General features: G+C 67.0%; 16 protein-coding genes. 4 read left to right on the top strand and 12 right to left on the bottom strand.

What is annotated here, in order from left to right; genetic code table 11:
• Positions 1-3: 3 nt before the first annotated feature.
• The 4 genes from CEY08_RS10400 to CEY08_RS10415 all read right to left on the bottom strand — a co-directional run bounded on the left by CEY08_RS10400 (position 4) and on the right by CEY08_RS10415 (position 5115).
• Entirely contained in the window at positions 4-1473 is a 1470-nt protein-coding gene (locus tag CEY08_RS10400) for a Y-family DNA polymerase (RefSeq protein WP_076813813.1), read from the bottom strand.
• On the bottom strand, positions 1403-2107 hold the full coding sequence (gene imuA / locus CEY08_RS10405) for a translesion DNA synthesis-associated protein ImuA (protein WP_042793803.1): 705 nt from the start codon (positions 2105-2107) through the stop codon (positions 1403-1405). Before imuA ends, CEY08_RS10400 begins: the two co-directional genes overlap by 71 nt.
• Positions 2108-2250: 143 nt before the next feature.
• Complete coding sequence (locus tag CEY08_RS10410; protein ID WP_076813811.1) at positions 2251-3435, bottom strand: PDDEXK nuclease domain-containing protein; 1185 nt, start codon at positions 3433-3435, stop codon at positions 2251-2253.
• A gap of 144 nt (positions 3436-3579) precedes the next feature.
• Positions 3580-5115: an amino acid permease gene (locus CEY08_RS10415; protein WP_076813809.1), complete on the bottom strand. Its 1536-nt coding sequence runs from the start codon at positions 5113-5115 to the stop codon at positions 3580-3582.
• A 184-nt stretch (positions 5116-5299) separates the two neighbouring features.
• Here CEY08_RS10415 and ypfH point away from each other — a divergent pair, with 184 nt between their 5' ends.
• Positions 5300-6004, top strand: a complete 705-nt coding sequence (gene ypfH, locus CEY08_RS10420; protein WP_042793801.1) for an esterase — start codon at positions 5300-5302, stop codon at positions 6002-6004.
• On the opposite strand, the gene CEY08_RS10425 is transcribed toward ypfH, so the two are convergent.
• The 7 genes from CEY08_RS10425 to queE all read right to left on the bottom strand — a co-directional run bounded on the left by CEY08_RS10425 (position 6005) and on the right by queE (position 12432).
• Positions 6005-7426: an efflux transporter outer membrane subunit gene (locus CEY08_RS10425; RefSeq protein WP_088607661.1), complete on the bottom strand. Its 1422-nt coding sequence runs from the start codon at positions 7424-7426 to the stop codon at positions 6005-6007.
• Between the two features lie 61 nt (positions 7427-7487).
• Positions 7488-8414, bottom strand: coding sequence for an efflux RND transporter periplasmic adaptor subunit (locus CEY08_RS10430; RefSeq protein ID WP_076813806.1), 927 nt, complete (start codon positions 8412-8414; stop codon positions 7488-7490).
• A gap of 2 nt (positions 8415-8416) precedes the next feature.
• Positions 8417-8629 (bottom strand): DUF1656 domain-containing protein, encoded by a 213-nt coding sequence (locus tag CEY08_RS10435; RefSeq protein ID WP_042793799.1) that lies wholly within the window; start codon positions 8627-8629, stop codon positions 8417-8419.
• Complete coding sequence (locus tag CEY08_RS10440) at positions 8626-10671, bottom strand: FUSC family protein (RefSeq protein ID WP_076813804.1); 2046 nt, start codon at positions 10669-10671, stop codon at positions 8626-8628. Before CEY08_RS10440 ends, CEY08_RS10435 begins: the two co-directional genes overlap by 4 nt.
• On the bottom strand, positions 10668-11144 hold the full coding sequence (locus CEY08_RS10445; protein WP_042793797.1) for a MarR family winged helix-turn-helix transcriptional regulator: 477 nt from the start codon (positions 11142-11144) through the stop codon (positions 10668-10670). Before CEY08_RS10445 ends, CEY08_RS10440 begins: the two co-directional genes overlap by 4 nt.
• Positions 11145-11327: 183 nt before the next feature.
• Positions 11328-11771, bottom strand: coding sequence for a 6-carboxytetrahydropterin synthase QueD (queD, locus tag CEY08_RS10450; RefSeq protein WP_042793796.1), 444 nt, complete (start codon positions 11769-11771; stop codon positions 11328-11330).
• A gap of 28 nt (positions 11772-11799) precedes the next feature.
• The gene (gene queE / locus CEY08_RS10455; protein ID WP_042793795.1) at positions 11800-12432 is read right to left on the bottom strand and encodes a 7-carboxy-7-deazaguanine synthase; all 633 of its coding nucleotides are present in this window, start codon (positions 12430-12432) and stop codon (positions 11800-11802) included.
• Positions 12433-12515: 83 nt separating this feature from the next.
• On the opposite strand from queE, the gene arfB reads away from it, so the two are divergent.
• On the top strand, positions 12516-12932 hold the full coding sequence (gene arfB, locus CEY08_RS10460) for an alternative ribosome rescue aminoacyl-tRNA hydrolase ArfB (protein ID WP_076813801.1): 417 nt from the start codon (positions 12516-12518) through the stop codon (positions 12930-12932).
• Positions 12933-12934: 2 nt separating this feature from the next.
• The gene (locus tag CEY08_RS10465; protein WP_076813799.1) at positions 12935-13618 is read left to right on the top strand and encodes a DUF2238 domain-containing protein; all 684 of its coding nucleotides are present in this window, start codon (positions 12935-12937) and stop codon (positions 13616-13618) included.
• Here the strand turns inward: CEY08_RS10465 and CEY08_RS10470 are convergent.
• The gene (locus tag CEY08_RS10470; RefSeq protein ID WP_076817726.1) at positions 13590-14531 is read right to left on the bottom strand and encodes a LysR substrate-binding domain-containing protein; all 942 of its coding nucleotides are present in this window, start codon (positions 14529-14531) and stop codon (positions 13590-13592) included. The two genes, CEY08_RS10465 and CEY08_RS10470, sit on opposite strands and share 29 nt — an antisense overlap.
• A gap of 127 nt (positions 14532-14658) precedes the next feature.
• Between CEY08_RS10470 and CEY08_RS10475 the strand changes: the two genes are divergently transcribed.
• Positions 14659-15645, top strand: a complete 987-nt coding sequence (locus CEY08_RS10475; RefSeq protein ID WP_076813797.1) for a Bug family tripartite tricarboxylate transporter substrate binding protein — start codon at positions 14659-14661, stop codon at positions 15643-15645.
• The last annotated feature ends 15 nt before the right edge of the window (positions 15646-15660 follow it).

A 15660-nucleotide genomic window follows, 5' to 3' on the forward strand; every position in this document is an offset into this window, starting at 1 on the left:
CCTTCAGGCGTAGAGCCCATGGAGGAACCAGCTGGCGTGCTCATCGTCGCGCTCGCGGTAGATCCAATAACGCGCGCCGGCGGCGTCCTCGGCGACGAAATAATCGCGCACGGTCAGGGCCGGATCCCACCAGCCGCTTTCGATGCGTTCGGGGCCGCGCATCAGCCGCAGCGCCTGGCCGCCGTACTGCGGCCGATGCCCGGACAGCTTCAAGGGCTGCGGCGCATCCAGCAGCCAGAAGGGCCGGTCCAGCAGGGCGGGCAGGGGAGCGGGACGGGGCGACGGAGACAGCGCGTCGCCCCAGGCGTTGGCGGCCTCGGGACGATGATCGGGCACCGGATGGGCATGGCGCACCTGGTCGCGGCCCAGCCGCGCCACCAGCAGATCCAGCAGCCGGGCATGGTCGGCGGGCGTGCCGCCAGGCTCGGGGAACAGGGTGGTGCTGGCGGCGGGCTGCTCGACCGTGTCGGGCGCCAGCAGCGCCACCCCGATCACGGGGGCTGCCAGCGTGTAGCGGGCCAGTTTCTCTCGCAACAGATGCAGGATCTGCGGCGCCTGCCAGACGGGCTGGGCCAGGGCCAGCTCCAGCTCGGTGGGCGGCCGGGCGTGGCGGCCGCGTTCGTGTTCCATGCTGAGCACCACGCGGCGCACCGCCAGTTGCCGGGCGCTGAGCCAGCCGCCCAACTGTTCGGCCAATCGGCGGGCCACCGCCAGCACCGCGTCGGTGTGCTCGACGTAGTCCGTGAGCTCTATGCGGCGTGAAAACTGAGGCGGCGGTTCGATCCAGCGGTGGAGTTCAGGCGCCTGGCCGTAGGCGGCGTCCAGGGCCTGGAGCAGTTCGGGCGTGCTGCGCCGCTGCAGGCCCGCGCGCGGCAGGGCGCGCAGGTCCGCCAGGGTATGGCAGCCGATGTCATCGAGCCAGTCGCGGCGGGCCTGCGCCTGCGGCAGCAGGGCCAGGGGCAAGGCGTCCAGCCGCCGGGTGAGCGTGGGCAGCGTCAGGGTGCGCCGGTGGGCGCGCCGGCCGGGGCTGCGCGCCAGCAGCCAGGCGCCGGCGGCGCTGGGCGCCATGCCGAGCGAGACGCGCAAGTCCAGGGCGCGCAGGGTCGCGGCCACGCGGCGGTGCAGGGCCTTGGGCCCGCCGAAGAACATCAGGCTGGCGCCCACGTTCAGCAGCAGGGTGTCACCGTCCGCCAGGGCGACTTCGGGCGTGTATTGCAGCAGGGCCAGCGCCGCGCCCTGCATGGCCTCGGCTTCGGCCTGGACCTCGCGGGGCAGCAGCTCGACCTGGGGGGCGATGGCGGCCGCGCCGGCGCGGCGCATGCCCGGCTTGACGCCAGCCCGGCGGGCGGCGGGAGTCAGGGCGGCGACGCGTTCCTGGTCCAGGACCGCGTAGGCCTGCCCCTCAAGCGGCCAGTGCGGGCGCAGTGCGTCCAGCGGCAGGCAGCGCAGGAAGGCGGCGATCCAGAGGCGCATGGCGGGGAGAGGCAGGAGTGGTGGCGCCGGGTTCCAGGCCCACGTATAGCGGCGTATCGCAGGCGGGCCCGCGGCGTTTCAGGATATGCACGGACAAGCCGCCCGCGGCCGGCGCGAGCGCCAGCCGCAAGGGAGCGGGGGTAGCGTTCTGCGCCGCGCTGCTGGGGCGCACGGCGATGAACAGCAGGTCGCTGGCCTGGGCCGCCAGGTGCAGGCGGCGCAGGGATTCGGGGCGCACGTGGGGCAGCCAGCAGATCAGGGCGCCGCAACTGCCGTTCTTCAGGATCTGTTCGGCGGCCCAGAGCGCATCCACGGGCTTTTCCGGCGCCACCCAGAGCAATTGGCGGGGATCCAGCCGCCAGCTCATCCAGCTGGCGATGTGCGGGACGTGCGGCGGCTGCACCAGCGCGATGGCGCGGCGCGTCTCCAGCTGGGCCAGCGCCGGACGCAACAGGCGGATTTCACCGATGCCGGGGTGCGGGACCAGTAATTCGTTCAGGGAACCCAGCGGCCAGCCGCCATCCGGCAGCTCGGCGGAAAGCGCAGCATGCCCGGTGGGCAGGGTGCGGGCGGCGCCTTGGGCCAACTGAGTGGCGCGCCACAACGCGGGATGGATACGTTCTGGGGACTGCATGGCGGGCGGACGAGCCGGTTTCCGAAGCTAAAGGAATCGAAGATGAGTGCCGACGATTCATTATAACTGTATAAAAATACAGTGATCGGGGCTCCGGGATAGCGGCGAGGACTGTCCGTCCAGACCCTTTTGCATCCGACCCCTCACGACATCAAACTGTGGTCGTCCCTATTTTTTCCCGCACCAGGGAATATTGCTTTGCGGGCTTCGAGCAGGCGCCGTGTGCTTTCCAGTTCTTTTTGCAGAAGTTCGGCATTTGGCAGCACCATACGGTAGTTAGCCGCCATCACCTTGGTCGGCAAGCCATCCAGCGCATATCGCGCCAGGGCATGCCCCTTGTCAGCGCACAGGATCAGACCAACAGGTGGATTTTCATCCGGGTACGCCCAGTGTTCCTTGGCATAGTTGCAGTACATGTGCATCTGACCGATGTCAGCATGAGACAGGCTGCCAAGCTTCAGGTCGACGATGACGAGACAGCGCAATTTGCGATGGAAGAACAACAAATCCACCCGATACCAAGTCTGGTCGATACGCAATCGGCGCTGCCGTCCCACGAAGGTAAATCCTTCCCCCAATTCGAGCAGGAAGTCTTCCAGTCGTTGGACCAAGGCCGCTTCCAGATCGGACTCCGAATACTCGTCCTTGAGGTCAAGGAACTCCAATACATATGGGTCTTTTATCGCGTCCTTTGGCGTGACGGCATCCTCGGCTTGGGACACAGCTCCTTTAACCAACATCGCCGACTTGTCCTTGGACAAGACCGTGCGCTCGTAGAACTGGCTCCCGATCTGTCGGTCGAGCTGACGCACGCTCCATCCACCGCGCAGCGCCTCGGCCTCATAGAATTGACGTGCGTCGACATCTTTTACCGACAGTAGTCGCACATAGGCCGACCAAGGCAACACGAAACGTTGCGCCAGTTCATCGAGTTGCCATGGCCGCTTCAGGGCAAGGACGGGGCGCGCCTGTAACGACGCCGGCGAGGATTCGCCAGACAGTGTCTGGCGAATCGGCCAACCCAAGAAGAAGGACCGCATCTGCTGCAAGTTCTGGCGGCTGAACCCACGGCCAAACCGCTGGGTCAGGTCGCTTGCCAGCCGCTCGATCAGTTGGACCCCGTAGTCCGCACGCCGTTTGCCCCGTTGCTCGGCCTCTACGAGACGGCGTCCCACCTCCCAGTAACTGGCGGTCATCAGTGCATTGACGCTGCGCGCCGCTGTTTGGCGCGCAGTGTCCAGAAGGTCCACGATGCCGCCATGGAGGCCGGCATACCCGGCGGGTAAGACGGTGGGCTTCTTCGCCGCCGAAAGCGACTTGTTTGCCATGCGGTTACCTCCACTGAGCGGGATGCGCCGGTGTCGGTGGCGTGGCGCCGGGTCATCTTCGGGATGAACATAGCGCATGAACATCGCTACAGTCTTAGGGGACCGTGAACTTAATGTCACCTTTAAAGGGGAACGCCAGCACGCCTAAGCCCTGGAGCCTGTAGCAACAGGCGGGGGCGTTTTCGCGTCGGCCCCGCGGCCCAATTCCAAACCGTAGAAACGCATGTCCTCGTACCGTATCCAGTGCGACTTGCGCACTAGCCTATGGCCGATCCACAAAGCCAGGAACAAAGGAATCGCCAGGTAGGTGGAAATCACGCCGATCCAGTCGATGCGGTCTTGCAGGAAAGCCTGGTAGTTCTGGCCCAACGTGACCAGCAGGCACAGCACGAAGGCGAGCAGCGGGCCGAAGGGAAACAGGCCGGCCTTATAGGGCAGGTCGGCGGTGTCGTAGCCGTGCTTCACATAGCCCTGGCGGAAACGGTAATGGCTGACCGCGATGCTCAGCCACACGATGAATTCCGTCATGCCCGCGAAGTTCAACAACCAGATGTAGACGGCCTTGGGGCTGTACACCAGGCTGAACAGGCACAGACAGGCCAGCAACGCCGTGGCTATCAGCGCGTACAGCGGCACGCCCTGGCGGGTGACGCGCCGGAATACGGCGGGGGCCTGGCCTTCGGCCGCCATATTGAACAGCATCCGCGTGGCCGCATACATGCCGGAATTGCCAGCCGACAGCACCGAGGTCAGGATCACGGCGTTCATGACGGTGGCCGCCGACAGCAGCCCTGCATGTTGGAACACCAGCGTGAAGGGGCTGACGGCGATGTCTTCCACCTCGTTGCGCAGCAGCTGCGGGTCGGTATAGGGCAGCAGCAGGCCGATGATCAGGATGGCCAGCACGTAGAACAGCAGGATGCGCCAGAACACATGGTTGATCGCACGCGGAACGTTGCGGCGGGGATTTTCGGATTCGCCGGCGGCGACCGCCACCAGTTCCGTGCCCTGGAACGAATAGGCCACCACCATCGCCACGCCCACCCAGGTGGCCGCGTTGCCTACGAAGGGGGCGTCGCCCACCGACCAGTTGGCCAGGCCCACCGTCGTGCCGCCATGGATGATGCCCGCCAGCATCGCCAGCCCGACCCCGATGAAGCACAGCACGGCAACCACCTTGATGATGGCGAACCAGTATTCCGCCTCGCCGAAGCTGCGCGCCGAGAAGGCATTCAGGCCGAAGGTCAGGGCCAGGAAGGCCACGCTCCATATCCAGCCCGGCGTGTCGGGAAACCAGTACGCCATGACGAGCTGCGCGGCCACGACGTCCACGGCCACGACGGTGGCCCAGCTGACCCAGAAGTTCCAGCCCAGCGCGAAACCGAAGCCCCCGTCCACATAGCGCGAGGCATAGGTGCAGAAGGAACCCGAGACCGGCATGAAAGTGGCCAGTTCGCCCAGGCTGGTCATGATGAAGTAGACCATCAGTCCGATGGCCAGATAGACGAGCAGCGCGCCGCCCGGGCCTGCTTGCGCGATGGCGGCGCCGGAGGCGACGAACAGGCCGGTGCCGATGGCTCCGCCTAACGCTATCATCGTGAGGTGGCGCGCCTTGAGCACGCGATGCAGCTGGTTCTGGCTGGCAGGCGTGGCGCCAGATTCTGTCGTCGGAGTTTGCATTGCTGGGGTAGGAGGTTGCCGGGGCGGCGGACAATCGGGCAGGGGCGGGCGGCCTGGCCGCCAAGCAACGCCGCGCAAGCCAGCCGGTCCGTGGCGGTGCGGCAAAGGTTGCTTCAAGGCGCGCATTTTACAATGCGGCTATTCCGGGGCCGTTCGGCGGCCCCAGCCAGCACGGAGCAGTTTCATGGCGTCTTCCACTTCTATCGAATTCCTTCCCGATGCCGGCGTCGACGTGCGCCAGCTGTTCATCCTGCTGCATGGCGTGGGCGGCACGCCCGATGACATGGAGCCTTTGGCGCGGGCGGTGCGCGCGGCGTTTCCCAGCGCGGCAGTGCTCGTGCCCCAGGGTTTCGAAGCCTTCGACGGCGGTGGCGACGGCCGTCAGTGGTTCTCAGTGCGTGGCGTAACCGAGGAAAACCGTCCCGAGCGCGTGGCGCGGGCCCTTCCTCCCCTGGAAACCTATGTGCGCGAGGCCCAGGCCCGCTTTGGCCTGCTGCAATCGGACACGGCGCTGGCGGGCTTTTCGCAGGGCGCCATCATGGCGCTGGAACTGGTGCAGGCGCACGACGGCATGGCCGGGCGCGTCATCGCGTTTTCGGGGCGCTATGCCCAGATGCCCAAGGCCGCGCCCCAGTACACCACGCTGCACCTGCTGCATGGCGCAGCCGACCCCATCATGAGCGTGGACCATATCCAGGCCGCGCAGGCCCGCCTGACGGAACTGCATGGCGATTCGACCATCGACATCGCCAGCCACGTGGGGCATGCGCTGCATCCGGCGCTGATCGAGCGCGCCATCCTGCGCCTGCAGACTTGCGTGCCGCTGCGCAGCTGGGAAGCCGCGCTGGGCCTCAATCAAACGCCGCCGGACGGCAGCTCGGTGCATTGATCATTTTTCCCAGCCGCCGCCCAGCGCCAGGAACAGCGCGATCTGGTCGCTGCTGAGCTCGGCCTGCGACGCGGCCAGCGCGCTTTCATTGCTGGCCAGTGTGCGTTCGGCATCCAGCACGGTCAGGTAGTCGGTCTTGCCGTATTTGAACAGGCGGCTGGCTTGCGAGGCCGCCTCCGCGCTCTGGTCGCGCGCGGCGCGCAACGCGGCGTCGCGGTCCAGTTGGCGCGCGTAGACCACCAGGGCGCTTTCCGTTTCCCGCAGGGCATTCAGCACGGTGGCGTCAAAGCGCGCCGCCGCGGCCTTGGTGCTGGCCTGCGCTTCGGCGATGCGGGCCTGCGCCGCGCCGGTGTTGGGAATCGTCCAGGAAATCAGCGGCCCGACGCTCCAGCTGAACGTGCCGCGGTCGCCGAACATATTGGCCGGCCCCCCCGAAGCGGCCGACAAACCCAGCGAGATCTTCGGATACAGGTCCGCCGTGGCTACGCCGATGCGGGCGGTGGCCGCGGCCAGCGTGCGCTCGGCCTGGCGGATGTCCGGACGGCGGCGCAGCAATTCGGCGCCGTCGCCCACCGGGATGGTTTCCGTCAGGCGCGGCGCCTGGGCGCATTGCAGCAGCGAGGACGGAATTTCGCCGGGCGTCTGGCCGGTCAGCGCCGCCAGGCGGTACAGCGCAGTGCGCTGCTGGGCCTGGAAGGGCGGCAGGTTGGCCTGCAATTGTTCAAGCTGGCTGCGGGCGCGGGTCACGTCCAGCGTGGTGCCCCGGCCGGCACGTTGCAGCCGGTCCACTGCGTCCAGGGACTCCTTCTGCACCTGCACCGAATGCTGGGCGGAGGCCAGCTGCATGCCGGCCGCGCACATATTGGCGTAGGCCCGGGCGGTCTCGGCGGCCACCGTGACGCGGGTGGCGTCGTAGGCGGCCTGCGCGGCCTGCTCGTCGCCGCTTGCCGCTTCCACGGCGCGGCGGATCTGGCCGAACAGGTCCAGCTGGTACGAGACGCTGGCGCCCATGGAATAGGACCAGCGGTTGGGCGGATCGATGCCGGGCTGCAATTCCTGCAGGCCGGACACATGGCCGAAGCTGGGCGAGGCGTTGACGCCCAGGGAGGGCTGCTGCTGCGCCTGCGCTTCGCGCACGGCGGCCTGCGCCCGTTCCAGGTTGGCGCTGGCCACGCGCAGGTCGGTGTTGGCGGCCAGGGCCTTTTCCACCAGGCCATCCAGCACGGGATCGTCATACAGGCGCCACCAGTGGCCAGGCACCGCATCCTGCCGGAACGCGGCCTCGCGTGCTTGCGCGAACGGCGCCTGCGCGCTCTGCCGCTCGGCCACCGACCCTGCGGGCACCTGATAATCAGGGCCCACGGTGGTGCATCCGGCTAGCGTCAGGGCCAGCATCAGCGGCAGGAGGTGTCTGGTGTTCATGGCAATTACGGCTGTGCGTCGATAAGAAGTAAATGATTGGAAAGAGGAATTGGGCGTTCGGTCAGGATGGCTGGCGCGCGTTGGCCGGCGTATTGGCGGCCGCGGGGCCCGGATCGGCATCCACCGACACCGTGGCGGTCTGGCCGGCGACCAGGCGCACGCCTTGCGGCACCTCGTCGATCTTCACGCGCACCGGAATGCGTTGCGCCAGACGGACCCAGTTGAACGTGGGATTCACATTGGGCAGCAGGTTGGCGCCGGTGCTGCGGTCGCGGTCGGCGATGCCCATGGCAATGCTCTCCACATGGCCGCGGATATGGTGCGAGTCGCCCATCAGCGTCACCGTGACGGGGTCGCCCTCATGGATGCCAGGCAGCTTGGTTTCCTCGAAATAGCCTTCGACGTAGAAGGAGGCGGAATCCACCAGCGCCATGACGCCGCGGCCGGCGGTGGCGTAGGAGCCGGCGCGCAGGTCCAGATTGGTGACGCGGCCGTCGTTGACCGCCAACACCCGGCTGCGTTCCAGGTTCAGGCGCGCGGTATCGAGCTGCACTTCGGCCTGGGCCAGCGCGGCTTCGGTCTGCTGCAGCTTGGTCTGGCTTTGTTCCAGCGCCTCGGCGGCCACCAACTGGCCCAGCGAACGGTTGCGCTTGGCATCGCGCACCGCCTGGTCGCGCGCCACTTGTGCGGATCGCACCGAGGCTTGTGCCTGGTCGTAGACCAGCTGGAAGCGCGCCCGGTCGATTTCAAACAGCAAGTCGCCGGCCTTCACGTCCTGGTTGTCGTGCACCGGCACACTGGTCACCAGGCCGGAGACATCCGGGGCGACCTGCACCACGTAGGCCTTGACGCGGCCATCGCGGGTCCAGGGTTCGACTTCATAGTGCACCCAGAGCTGCCAGCCGGCGTAGGCGGCCGCGGCGACGACGACGGCGGTCACCGCGAACTTGCCGATGGCTGCGGGGCGCAGGGCATTGGGGAGTTTCATGCTTATCTCTGGAGAAAATAGGGGGAAATGAGGGATACGCCGTACAGCAGCACCACGAACAGCGCCAGGTCGAATAGCGCGGGGTGCCACACCAGGCGGTACAGCCCGACGCGGGCCAGCACGCGGCGCACTGCCCAGGCCACGCCCAGGGTGACCACGCCCAGCACCAGCAGCCAGGGGAAGTAGACGCCGTAGAGATTGAATTCGCCGATCATGATGCTTCTCGGGTGGGGTGGGCGGGTTGGTAGTCGGGCGCGTCGGGGAAGAAGGCGCGGCGTATGCCCACCAGGGCGACCACCGCCCGGTCGCGGGCAGCGGCGCCCGGGGGTGTCGACGCCACGCTGGCAAGCGCGCGGTCTATCTGGGCCAGGAACTCGGGGGGTTTCTCGCCGGCCTGCCAGGCCGAGCGGGCGCGGAAGAAACTGGCCAACCCATCCAGCACGGGCTGGATGGCGGGCTCCGCCATGGGCAAGTGGCGCCGCGCGCGCTGCAGTTCGGTGATGTCGCGGCCCACGCGCAGGTCTTTCAGCGCGTCGACGGCGACCACGTCGTCGGGACGTTGGGCCAGGGCCAGGCGCGGCTGCAGCAGGCCAATGCGGTCCAGCATGCGGGCGGCGTAAGTATGGCGAGACGGCGCGCGCGGCGAACTGGCCAGCGTGGCCAGTTCCTTCCAGTTGGCGGCCTGGATGCGGCGCGCGCTCCAATCGGCGCTGACGGTGCGGAAGATGGCGGCGATGATGGCCGCCGTGGCCACGCCCATGCACTGCGCGACCTGCGTGTCGATGAAGGACACGATGTCGGCGGTGTTGGTGTCCTGCAGCGCCATGGTGCCCAGAAAGCCGAACAGCATCGCCATGGCCTTGCCGGCCGTGGCGGGCCGGGCGATGAAAATACCCAGCACGAAGGCCGTGGGCAGCATGGCCAGGGCCAGCATCTCGAACGAATGCAGGGCAGGCATGATGCCCAGCAGATACAGCGCCGACAGCGGAATCGAATACACCGTGTAGGTCAGGAACTGCATGATGCCGGGGACGGGATTGTCCTGCGAGGCAAAAAAGCAGCTGAAGATGGCGGCCATGAGCGCGGCGGTGGCGCCGTTGCTCCAGGCCGTGCCGATCCAGAACGCGCAGCACACCGAAATGGCCACGCCGGCAGCCAGGGCCGACAGCAGCGCCATACCCCGATCGCGATGCAGCACCGCGTTGGGGGCACGGTTGGAACGGGGCGAGCGCAGGGGCGCGCCCGCCAGGCCCGCGCGGATTTCGCGGCGCAGCGCCAGGCATTCGTCATACGTGTCGATGAGCTCGCGCAAGCGCGTCATCAGGCTGGCCAGCAGCACGTCGCGCCAGGCCGAGCGGCTGTCGATCGCCGGCGTCAGCCGGGTCGCCGCGGCGCGCAGGCGTACCGCGGTCTCGTGCGTGGCCTGGGCGCCCGCGTTGATCCATTCGGAAATATCGGCCAGCAAAGCCGTAACCGGCTCGGGCAGCGGTTGGCCGTCGGCCTGCAAGGCGCGCATGCGGTCTTCCACGGCGGACACGGTGGGTGTCAGCGCCGCGATCTGGTCCTGCATGGCGCGCACCGCGCCCGAGGTCCAGCGCAGGTTGCTGGTGTCGAAGGGCACGTGGGTGGACATCAGGCGCAACTGAGTGATGTCGTTGGCCAGCACCCGGCGGTCCCGGTCTTTCTGCTCTGTGGTCTTGCCGCTGAGGGTGTCGTGCATCCAGTTGCGGGCGTCGCGCACGGCCTTGTCCAGCATCAGGGTCAGGGCCGGGGCAAGCCCGCGCGGCAGCACGATGCTGTGGATCAGGGTGGCGCAGACGATGCCCAGGGTGATTTCCTCGACGCGCGCAAGCGCGGTGTCGAACACCTGGGAAGGGGCCGTCACGCTGGGGAATCCGATCATTGCGGCGGTGTAGCCGGCCAGCATGAACAGGTACGAGCGCGGAGTGCGGTCCAGCACCGACATATAGAGGCACGCGCCCACCCACAGCACCATGGCGGCGGTCATTACGACCGGGGAGTTGGACAGCCGCGGCACCAGGTAAACGGTGGCGGCCGACCCGAAGAACGTGCCTGCCAGGCGGTACAACGCCTTGGAACGCACCGCGCCCGACCAGGGCTGGGCCACCACGTAAGCCGTGGTCATGGCCCAGAACGGGCGCGGCAAGCCCATGCTGTAGGCCAGGTAAAGCGCCATGATCGCGCTCAGATAGCTCTTGAGCGAGAAGACGGTTTCGCGGACGTTGGGGAGTTTCACGCTTGTTCGTCCTGTGGCTGTGTGCCCGCGCCGCCGCGGCCCAGGGTCACTTTCAGGCAGTCGAAGACCCGCAGGCAGGCTTCCAGGTCCGCTTCGCTTACGTCCCGGAACAGGCGGCGGCGCAGATCGACCAGCACGTCTTCGACCTTGGCGCGCAAGGCGTGGCCGGAGTCGGTCAGGTGCAGGGTCTTGGCGCGGCGGTCATGCGCATCTTCGCGGCGTTCCATCAGGCCGGCGGCGACCAGCTGGTCCAGCACCCGCACCAGCGAGGGGCCTTCCACACCCAGCGCCTCGGCCAGCGCGCCCTGGCGCACGCCGTCTCCCAGCCGGCCGGCCAGGATGACGGGCCAGGCGGTGGCCTGGGACAGGCCGTAGTCGGCCAGGGCCTTGTCGGCGGCGCCGCGGTAGGCGCGCGACAGCACCATCAGTGCGGAGGTAGTGGCCATGAGCTGGGAGTCGGTGGGCGTGTTCATGGAATAGATTGTATCCTATCTATTAGCTTACTAATAATTGAAAATGGCGATTATCTCCATGGATTTTCTCAATCGGGAAAATAGGGGCGGGCTTTCCATTCATGGAAAGCCGGCAGGGCGGGCGGGATTTTCAACGTCGCCCCGGGCGACGGGCGCGCGGCGCGCATGGCCGCGCCCAGGCGTTCAGCCGTTGCAGTCGGCCCAGCAGTTGGGCGTTTCGTACAGGCGTACACGGGTCAGGCGCAATTCGGCGCCATAGTGCCCATGATAGTGCGGCGCCAAGGTCTCGAAGACGATGGCAGCGAGGTTCTCGGCCGTGGGAATGCGGTCCAGCACCACGGTCTTGTGGTCGGGCAGGCTGTCCAGGAAGCCGCGCACGGCGGCATCGCCCTCATAGACCAGGAACGCATGGTCCCAGACGTCCACGATGTGGGTCTTGGCGATGTGCTTGATCTCTGAGAAATCCATCAGCATGCCGTTGTCGGACTCGCCCGGCGCCTGCACCACATCGCCAGTCAGGGTGATTTCCAGCACATAGCGGTGGCCATGCAGGTTGCGGCATTGGCTGCGGTGGTCGGGAATGCGGTGGCCGGCGTCGAACTCGAGCCTGCGGGTCACGGAAATCATGGCGCGCTCCGCAGGGGGCAAGGGTAAATCATGGAATGCCTATGTATTTGTGGGTCTGCAGGCTGAGCCGCCACTGCGGGTGCTGCATACAGTATTGGACGGCTTGCTCGGTGTTGGCCGCGCGCGCGGGGCCGTCCATGGGTTGCAGGAAGAAATGGTCGAAATCCAGGTGCGCGAAGGCTTCTGGGCGGGCGTTGGCTTGCGGGTAGACGAGCTTGAGCTCGTCGCCGCGTTCCAGGATCACGGGAGCCGTGCCCTTGGGGCTGACGCAGATCCAGTCGATGCCGGCGGGCGGCTTGATGGTGCCGTTGGTTTCGATGGCGATGGTGAAGCCGCGCGCGTGGACGGCGGTGAGCAGCGGGGCGTCCAGCTGCAGCAGCGGCTCGCCGCCGGTGAAGACCACGTATCGGTCGTCCGTGCCGGGGCCCCAGGCTGCGGCGATGGCGTCGGCCAGCAGGTCCGGCGTGGCGAACTTGCCGCCGCCTTCGCCGTCGGTGCCGACGAAGTCGGTGTCGCAGAAGGTACAGGCGGCGCTGGCGCGGTCGCTTTCGCGTCCGGTCCAGAGGTTGCAGCCGGCAAACCGGCAGAAGACCGCCGCGCGGCCTGCGTGGGCGCCTTCGCCCTGCAGCGTCTTGAAGATTTCTTTGGCGGAGTAAGTCATGGTGGTGCCGGCGGCGGGACGCCGGACAAATCGAGCAAAAGCGCATTATTTTACTTGGCGCGGGCCATCTATACTTGCGGCCTATGTTTCACGTCCAAGATTCCCTCTACCTGGATGAGCGCGAACTTGCGTTCACCATGATCCGCGCCCAGGGCGCGGGCGGCCAGAACGTCAATAAGGTGTCCAGCGCCGTGCACCTGCGCTTCGACGTGCGGGCCTCGAGCCTGCCCGAGGAAATCAAGGACGCGCTGTGCGCCATGAGCGACCACCGTATTTCCAAGGACGGTGTCATCGTCATCAAGTCGCAATCGTTTCGCAGCCAGGAAAAGAACCGGGCGGAAGCCATCGAGCGCCTGATCTCCATGGTGCGCGCGGCGGCGCGCACGGACAAGCCCCGCCGCGCCACCAAGCCCACGCGCGCATCCCAGCGCCGACGCGTGCAGCGCAAGGTGCAGCACGGCGAAATCAAGCGCCTGCGCGGCCGGGTGCAGGGAGACTGACCATGGCAGATGCGCGCCGGCGCTACCTCTACACCCTGGGCGTCCTGTTTGCCATTATCTGGACGGCGCTGGCCATCGCGCCGCACGACCGCGCGGACTGGGCGCTGGAGAACGCGCTGGTGCTGGCCTTTGGCGCGGCGCTTCTCGTCACGCGCCGCTGGTTCGTGTTTTCACGGACCTCGTACACGCTGATCTTCCTCTATCTGTGCCTGCATGCCGTCGGCGCCCACTACACGTACTCGCTGGTGCCCTACGATGATTGGTGGCGGGCGCTGACGGGCCACGGCTTGAACAGCATGGTCGGCTGGGAACGCAACAACTTCGATCGCGTGGTGCATTTTTCCTACGGATTGCTGCTGGCCTATCCCATCCGCGAAATCTTCCTGCGCGTGGTCGAGGTGCGCGGCTTCTGGGCGTATTTCCTGCCCATGGACGTCACGCTGTCGACGTCGGCGCTGTACGAGTTGCTGGAGTGGGGCGCCGCCGCGACCGTGGGCAGCGAACTGGGCGCGGCCTATCTGGGCACGCAGGGCGACATCTGGGACGCGCAGAAGGATATGGCGCTGGCCGCCGCCGGGGCGGTCATCGCCATGGCGATCACCGCACTGGTCAACCGCCGCGCCCGGCGCGACCTGGCGCGCGATTGGGCCGACAGCCTCAAGCCGCGCCGCCAGACTGGCGGCTAGCGGCGGCGCCCGGCAGGGCCTGGCGGTGTATGCGGCGGCGGAAAAGATCGGCCATGGTTGCCGCCGCCAGTGACAGCGGCGTTCCCCGCAGCGTCATGATGCCTATGCTGGCAACCGGCATGGGCACGTCCGCCAGGATCTGGCTGGCCTCGCCGCCGTAAGGATGGACCTCGAGCATGCCGGACGGGCAGATGATCAGCGCGTCGCTGCGGACCATCAGGTTCCACATGACGGCGAAGGTATCGCAATCGATGACGCGTTCAGGCGCTTTCCGGCCGGTGGCGCGCAGGCCTTGCAGAAAAGCGTCCGTGTGGCTGCCGCCCGACACGTTGAGCAGCCATTCGCAGCCCACGATGTCTTCCCAGCGCGTCGCTTGCGCCAGCGGGTGACCGCGGCGGCAGGCAATCATGAATTCCAGCGGCCGCAAGGCCTCGAAATCGAATTCCTGCCCGTCATCGCCGCCCATCACGCCCGAGGCCAGCGCGAAATCCAGTGTGCCGTTGCGCAGCGCCGGCAAGACGGCGGCCAGCAAGCCTTCCGACACCTTGAGCCGGGCGGCGGGCATGCTCTGCCTGAAATCGTTCAGCACGTCGGGCAGCACATTCAGCATCACCATGGGCGTCACGCCCACCGCCACCCGCGCTTCCGCGCCGCTGAGCAACTGTCGGATGTCCTGGCGGGCCAGCGCCAGCTGAGCCTGGGCGAGCTGGGCCCGAACCGTCAGGTGTTCACCGCATTCGGTCACGGCGATGCCCTTGGGACTGCGGGTGAGCAAGGGCGCTTCGAGTTCGGTTTCCAGTTCCTTGATGGCCTTGGTCACTGCCGCCTGGCTCAGATGCAGGCTGCGCGCCGCGGCCCGGATGCTGCGGAGTTCGGCAACCTTTAGCCAGGCCCGAAGATGGTGGTCCTTCATGCGCCCCTCGATGGTGACAACCAATGATTGTCACCTTAACAAAGAAATAGCCTTACGTGCAGCGCGGGCGATCTCTAAGCTTCCCGACGACTAGACCCGGTGCAGTCCCGGACTTCAGGAGCCAGCCATGCAGATCTTTCCCCGTCGTGTCCGCCAGGCCGTTTCACTGTGTATTGCATTGTTGGGCGCGGCAGGCGCCGGCGCGGCCCGCGCGGACTGGCCCGAGCGGCCCGTCAAGCTCATCGTGCCGTACGTGGCGGGCTCGGGTCCCGACGTGGTCCTGCGTCCGATTGCCGATGCCCTCGGGCGCGAGCTGGGCCAGCCCGTCATCGTCGACAACCGCGGCGGCGCGGGGGGCATCGTCGGCACCCAGATGCTGGCCTCGGCAGCGCCCGACGGCTACACGATCGGCTTTGGCAATCTGGTGACGCTGGCGATCAACAAGAGCATGTACAAGAAGTTGTCTTACGACCCGCAGCGCAGCCTCGCGCCGATCAGTCTTGCCATCAGCAATGCGCTGGTGCTCATCGCCCGCAATGACTTCCCGGCCAGCAACGTGCGCGAGCTTGTCAGCTATGCCAGGCAGCACCCGGGCAAGGTCAGCGTGGGATCGTTGGGCGTGGGTTCCAGCGCTCATCTGGCTGGCGAAATGCTCAAAAGCGAGACGGGCACCACCATGCTGCACGTTCCCTACAAAAGCGGCCAGCAGGCGGTGGGCGACATCGCGGGCGGGCAGCTCGACGTCATGATCGACAACGTGGCCGGGGTGCTGCCCTTCATACGGTCAGGCCAGGTCAAGGTGCTGGGCGCGACCAGTCTTGCGCGTGTGCCGGTCCTGCCCAACGTGCCCACCATCGATGAATCCGGCGTGAAGGGGTTCGAGGTGGTTTCCTGGGGCGGAATCGTCGCGCCCGCCGGCACGCCCAAGCCCATCATCGACAAGCTCAACGCAGCCATTGCCAAGGCCCTGCAAGATCCCGCGGTACTCAAGCTCAACGAGACGCTCTCTGTCGACGCCACGCCTTCCACTCCCGAACAGTTCGCCAGCCTGATCGCCACCGAGATTCCGCGTTGGGGCGAAATGGTGCAGCGTTCGGGCGCTACGGCCGATTGACGGGCGTTTGCATCC

The sequence above is a fragment of the Achromobacter insolitus genome (assembly GCF_002209555.1).
GTDB classification, from domain to species: domain Bacteria; phylum Pseudomonadota; class Gammaproteobacteria; order Burkholderiales; family Burkholderiaceae_B; genus Achromobacter; species Achromobacter insolitus.

What these genes read in the sequence shown, in the direction of transcription:
- imuA (WP_042793803.1), bottom strand. Translation starts at nt 2,107, where the DNA reads ATGCAGTCCCCAGAACGTATCCATCCCGCGTTGTGGCGCGCCACTCAG.
- CEY08_RS10465 (WP_076813799.1), top strand. Translation starts at nt 12,935, where the DNA reads ATGGCAGATGCGCGCCGGCGCTACCTCTACACCCTGGGCGTCCTGTTT.
- CEY08_RS10435 (WP_042793799.1), bottom strand. Translation starts at nt 8,629, where the DNA reads ATGATCGGCGAATTCAATCTCTACGGCGTCTACTTCCCCTGGCTGCTG.
- CEY08_RS10445 (WP_042793797.1), bottom strand. Translation starts at nt 11,144, where the DNA reads ATGAACACGCCCACCGACTCCCAGCTCATGGCCACTACCTCCGCACTG.
- queD (WP_042793796.1), bottom strand. Translation starts at nt 11,771, where the DNA reads ATGATTTCCGTGACCCGCAGGCTCGAGTTCGACGCCGGCCACCGCATT.
- CEY08_RS10470 (WP_076817726.1), bottom strand. Translation starts at nt 14,531, where the DNA reads ATGAAGGACCACCATCTTCGGGCCTGGCTAAAGGTTGCCGAACTCCGC.
- ypfH (WP_042793801.1), top strand. Translation starts at nt 5,300, where the DNA reads ATGGCGTCTTCCACTTCTATCGAATTCCTTCCCGATGCCGGCGTCGAC.
- queE (WP_042793795.1), bottom strand. Translation starts at nt 12,432, where the DNA reads ATGACTTACTCCGCCAAAGAAATCTTCAAGACGCTGCAGGGCGAAGGC.
- CEY08_RS10475 (WP_076813797.1), top strand. Translation starts at nt 14,659, where the DNA reads ATGCAGATCTTTCCCCGTCGTGTCCGCCAGGCCGTTTCACTGTGTATT.
- CEY08_RS10400 (WP_076813813.1), bottom strand. Translation starts at nt 1,473, where the DNA reads ATGCGCCTCTGGATCGCCGCCTTCCTGCGCTGCCTGCCGCTGGACGCA.
- CEY08_RS10415 (WP_076813809.1), bottom strand. Translation starts at nt 5,115, where the DNA reads ATGCAAACTCCGACGACAGAATCTGGCGCCACGCCTGCCAGCCAGAAC.
- CEY08_RS10425 (WP_088607661.1), bottom strand. Translation starts at nt 7,426, where the DNA reads ATGAACACCAGACACCTCCTGCCGCTGATGCTGGCCCTGACGCTAGCC.
- CEY08_RS10410 (WP_076813811.1), bottom strand. Translation starts at nt 3,435, where the DNA reads ATGGCAAACAAGTCGCTTTCGGCGGCGAAGAAGCCCACCGTCTTACCC.
- arfB (WP_076813801.1), top strand. Translation starts at nt 12,516, where the DNA reads ATGTTTCACGTCCAAGATTCCCTCTACCTGGATGAGCGCGAACTTGCG.
- CEY08_RS10430 (WP_076813806.1), bottom strand. Translation starts at nt 8,414, where the DNA reads ATGAAACTCCCCAATGCCCTGCGCCCCGCAGCCATCGGCAAGTTCGCG.